This is a genomic window from Aminobacter sp. P4_H6_2 (assembly GCF_056400805.1).
Genome location: NZ_JBFUKO010000400.1, coordinates 1 through 4948, shown reverse-complemented (window position 1 = coordinate 4948; position 4948 = coordinate 1). Strand labels below are relative to the sequence as shown.

Below are 4948 nucleotides of genomic sequence, written 5' to 3'. Positions count from 1 at the left end.
GGCCGGAGGGGGGCAACGTAGAGTGCGCCGCAGGCGGATTTCTGGCTCCGCGAAATCATTTCCCTTGGTCACTTCCCGCGCAACCTTCTCGCACATAGTCTCGCCCCATGGACACATCAGACACCGTGCCAAATACCAACCACGTCTTTTGCCCGCCCGAGGCCCGGCGCTATGTGCTGGTGTCGGCGATCCTTGCATCCAGCATGGGCTTCATCGACGGGACGGTGGTGTCGCTCGCCATGCCGATCATCCGCGCCGACCTCGGCGCGTCGCTGGTCGACGCCCAGTGGATCAGCAATGGCTACATGCTGTTTCTGTCCGCGCTTGTTCTGCTTGGCGGTGCCGCCGGCGATGTCTTCGGCGTCCGCAACATCTTCGCCACCGGCATTTTGCTGTTCATGATCACGTCGGCGGCCTGCGCGCTGGCTGTCGATGCCGACATGCTGATCATCACGCGCGCCGCCCAAGGCATCGGTGCGGCACTGATGGTGCCAGGCAGTCTCGCCATCATCGCAAAAGCCTACCCGACCGAAACACGCGGCAAGGCGATCGGCCAATGGGCGGCATTCTCGTCGCTGACCACCGCCATGGGACCGTTCGTTGGCGGCATGGTGCTGTCGTTCGGCGCCGAATGGATGTGGCGGCTGATCTTCGCCATCAACGTGCCGATCGGGCTTGTCGCGCTCGGCATGATTTTTGCCAAGGTGCCGCGCGACCGGCCGTCTGCGAAGCGCAGGCTCGACATCACAGGGGCGGCTCTTGCGACCGCCGGCCTCGGCCTGATGGCCTGGGGGCTGACAGCTTTCGGCCTGCCTGTTGAGGCAAGGGCCGTCTCGCCATGGGCCTGGATCGCGCTTGGCAGCGTAATCTTCGCCGGCTTCATTGTTTGGGAAAAGCGTGCCGGCGCACCGATGGTCAAGCTCGGTTTGTTTGCCTCGCGCGCCTTCGCCGGCGCCAATCTCTACACGCTGGTCCTGTTTTTTGCCTTCAACGCGGTGTTGTTTTTCCTGCCGATGACCGTTGTCTCAGGCTGGGGCGTCAAGGAATGGGAGGCGAGCCTGCTGTTCTTGCCGCTTTCGCTGTTCATCGCCGGCCTGTCGAGCTACTCGGGCAGGCTGTCCGACGCGATCGGGCCGCGCTGGCCACTGACCATAGGCGCTGCGATCGTCGGCATCTCTTATGTTGGCCTCGCACTCACCATGCCGCTGATGATGCTGTGGCAAGTGACGTTCCCGATCCTGCTGCTCAAGGGCCTTGGCATGGCGATCGTGGTTTCGCCGGTTTCGGCGGCGGTGATGCGGGCGACCCCAGAAGAAGACACAGGTCTCGCCTCGGGCATCAACAACGCGCTTGCGCGCGCAGCCGGCTTGATGGCGGTCGCTTCGCTCGGTGCCGTCRCCGGCGTCGTCTTCGCCAAGGTTTTGGGAACAGCCGCACCCGGTGCGGAGTTCGGCGCCTTTGTCGCGTCACCGCTCGATGCCGCCGCCGAGACGCTCAGGGTATCGGCGACCAACCGTGCCTTTTCAGTGATTGCCGCCATTTCGGCCGCAATGTGTTTTGTTGCGGCAGCGGTTGCCTGGTTCACTCAGCCGTCGTGGAAGAGGGCTGCCGAAAAGCCCGGGACAAGCGCGCGGACAGCTGCCGATTGATGCAATTGCATGAGTTGCGCTAGCACCTTGTTAAGGCTTTGGAGGCATGTCTTGGTTTCGAAAAAGGCGGAAATCATGTCGGCAATCGACAAGAGTCGGCACCAAGGCTTGGGCGAGGCAACGCCGTGGCGCACCGCTATCTGGCGAGGATACATGCCCTACGGAATCTGGCTGCTGCTATGTGTCGTGCTGTTTGCGATAGACACGCAGGTCAATCTCTTCGAGCAACTCTATCAGGTCACGCGCACTTATGAAGCGTGGCAGTTGGACGAATTGCTGTCGCTGCTGCTTTGCGCCGGCATCGTTGCCCTTGTCATGCTCGGCATTCGCACCCGGCAGCTGTCGCGCGAGGTTGCGCGCCGCGAGGCGGCGGAGCGCCTCGCCCATGATACCGCTCGCCATGACCCGCTCACTGGCCTTGCCAATCGTCGCCGCTTCCGCGAGGAAATCCACGCGTCGATCGGCCGATCCAATGGCTCGCCTTCCGGCTGTGCTGTGATCTATATCGACCTGGACGGGTTCAAGCCGGTCAACGACAGGCATGGCCATGCCGCTGGCGACGCGGTGCTGGTCGAGGTGGCGCAGCGGATCGCTAATGCGGCGCCGAAGGGGGCGACTGTTGCCCGGCTCGGTGGCGACGAGTTCGGCGTGGTGCTGCATGATGTCAGCAATACCGAAGCGCTGCTGTTTCTTAGCCAGCGGCTCCAGCGCGACATCGCCAAGCCTATTGAAGCGGAGTCATTGCAGCTGGTCGTAGGTGCCACGATCGGCATCGCGGTCTTCCCCGACGACGGCGGCGATCCAGAAGCCCTGATCGCGGCGGCGGACCGGGCCATGTACATCGCCAAGCGGGCCAAATACGACGCACTCGCAAGTGACGGCATCGCAAGCGTCGCGAGCCGAGCTTAGCCGCTGGCCTTTGCCGTGCTCGCGACCTTCAGCGCGTCCTTGTTTTCGTCCTTGAGCAGATCGTCGATGCGCTCGCGCTCACGCTTGAAGGCTGTCAGTTCATCGCCAGACAACGCGCGGCCGGTAGGCAGGCGCACGCGCATCGGATCGACCTTGGTGCCGTTGACGATCAGCTCGTAATGCAAATGCGCACCGGTGGACAGGCCGGTGGTGCCGACATAGCCGATGACCTGGCCCTGGCGGACGCGAGCGCCCGGAACGACCTCACCTGCAATGCGGCTCTGGTGATTGTAGGATGTCTCGTAGCCATTGGTATGGCGGATGATCGTCTGCTTGCCGTAGCCGCCGGCCCAGCCAGCCTTTTCGACGATGCCATTGCCGGAGGCGATGATCGGCGTGCCGGTGGGGGCTGCCCAATCGACGCCGGTGTGCATTTTGACATAGCCCAGGATCGGGTGCTTGCGGCCGCCGAAGCCGGAGCGGAACCTGCCGTTGGGCAATGGGTTGCGCAGCAGGAACTGACGCGCGCTGCGGCCATCCTCGTCGAAATAGTCGACCGCGCCGTCACTCATCTGGAAACGGTAGAAGTTGCGTGTGTTGCCGCCGAAATTCGCCGAGACATAAAGCAGCTCGGAATCGTCTGATGCCTTGTCGTCGCCGTCCGGCTGCGAAAAGAACACCTCGATGCGATCGGACGGATTGAGCCGCGACTGGAAGTCGACGTCGGAACTCAAGAGCCTGACCAGCTTCTTGGTCATGTCCTGCGACATGCCGTAGGAATAGGCCGCCCGATAGATGCCGTCATAGACTGTGGGCAAGGCACCGCGCGACGTCGAGACCCTTGGCGTGTCATCGAAGGCGGTGGCGATCTCGGGGTTCGGCTCCGGCTCGTCGCCCGGTACGAACTGGTTGCGGTCGTCGAGCGCGATGGTCAGGATATGCTGGGTGCGGTCGTAGACGCTGGTGCGCACGATCTTGCCGACATCGCCGCGAACCTCGAGGCCGATGCGCAGCACGGTGCCGGCTTTGAGTGCTGTGGCGTTGAGCAGGCGCGAGATTGCCTTCGCCATGCCTTGGGCGTCCTCGCCAACATAGCCTGAGTCAGCCAGCGCATCGACGATCTTGCGGTCTTTTTCAAAGGCGATGATGTCTTCGGCATAAGAAAGTGTTTCTGGATCGACGTCGGCGCGGGACGAGACCGAGACATTCTCCGGCACGATCTTGATGCCATAGGAGCCGGCCAGCGTCTGGTCGGCAAAGGCGTCGCCGAAACGCTGCGGGTCGATATAGTGCAATGACGCGACCTGGATATCGCCTTCAGTCAGGTCGCCGCCGGCGTCGCGCACCACCTTTTCGACCTCATTGGCGGAAAGGGCCGAGGTCTCGTCAAAGGCTGCGGTCTCAACTGGGAAGTCGACGGTCTTGAGGCTCATCTCGCTCTCGACCTTGACACCGTAGATCTGGCCGGTCGCAGCTGCGGGTGCCGCTGGCTGTGCGGGGCCATCTTCGGCGAAGACCGTCAGGGGATCGAAAGCGGGGTAGCTGCGTGTCGTGGGATGGCTTGCTGCCAGCGCCATCTTGATCTGCACGAAAGGCATGGTGCGGATCACCTCGCGGTCACCCTGCTTGGTGACCATCGACACTTCCATGCGCCGCCGGTCCTTGGCCTTGGCGATCTGGCGCAGCGGCGCAAGGCGCGTGGTCTTGGCCTTCTGGCCGGCGTCGCCGCCAGCGGCAAGTGTTGCGAGTTCGGCGATCTCGGGTGGGGTCGCCAGCTGCTCGCGCCCGTCGAGGGCAGCAAAAAGTGCCACGCCCATCAAAACGGAGGACGTCACGCCGGTGAGGAAAGTGCCTGACAGCCAACGTGCCGAGACCTCGCGACGGTCCGGGGGACCGGCGCGGCCATCCGCGATAAGCGGCGGCTCATTGCCGAGCTCGGCTATGGTCTGGCACGTATCCTGCATCAAGTACGGTAAATATCCCCGACGCTTTGCGCCCGCTTGCTTTTAGTTGCCAAGACATTTGCCTGTCATGGCGCTCCAAGTCAACGAACCGCGATCCGTCAGCCTGCCCCTCTCTATATAGGGTGCGCGTACAGACTCATTCCGCGCCAGGGCCGCTTCGAGACATCTGCGCGTATTGGGGCGGGAATAGGGCTTCGTGAGCAGCGGTGGGCTTTGTTCATACGATAAGAGAACGCGGAATGCTGCCGGGCACTCTTCTTACATATAGGGGCGCACGGATGGAGCTTGTTTGGTGTTCGCAGTCAGCTGGCCAGAACTCGCCGTGAATCGGTCCTGTATCATTATTTGCCGATCGATTTCGGCCGTGGCCGCCTGTCCTTGTTCGTCCGATTCCTGTTGTTTTGRCTTGGTTTCGCGTTTGGCGCG

Annotated in this window: 3 protein-coding genes; 2 read left to right on the top strand and 1 reads right to left on the bottom strand. The window is 62.7% G+C overall.

What is annotated here, in order from left to right:
* Positions 1-125: 125 nt before the first annotated feature.
* On the top strand, positions 126-1649 hold the full coding sequence (locus AC1DUU_RS22785) for an MFS transporter (protein WP_476785660.1): 1524 nt from the start codon (positions 126-128) through the stop codon (positions 1647-1649).
* Positions 1650-1802: 153 nt separating this feature from the next.
* On the top strand, positions 1803-2558 hold the full coding sequence (locus AC1DUU_RS22780; protein ID WP_476785659.1) for a diguanylate cyclase domain-containing protein: 756 nt from the start codon (positions 1803-1805) through the stop codon (positions 2556-2558).
* Here AC1DUU_RS22780 and AC1DUU_RS22775 read toward each other — a convergent pair.
* On the bottom strand, positions 2555-4522 hold the full coding sequence (locus AC1DUU_RS22775; RefSeq protein WP_476785661.1) for a M23 family metallopeptidase: 1968 nt from the start codon (positions 4520-4522) through the stop codon (positions 2555-2557). The genes AC1DUU_RS22780 and AC1DUU_RS22775 overlap by 4 nt on opposite strands.
* Positions 4523-4948: the final 426 nt, after the last annotated feature.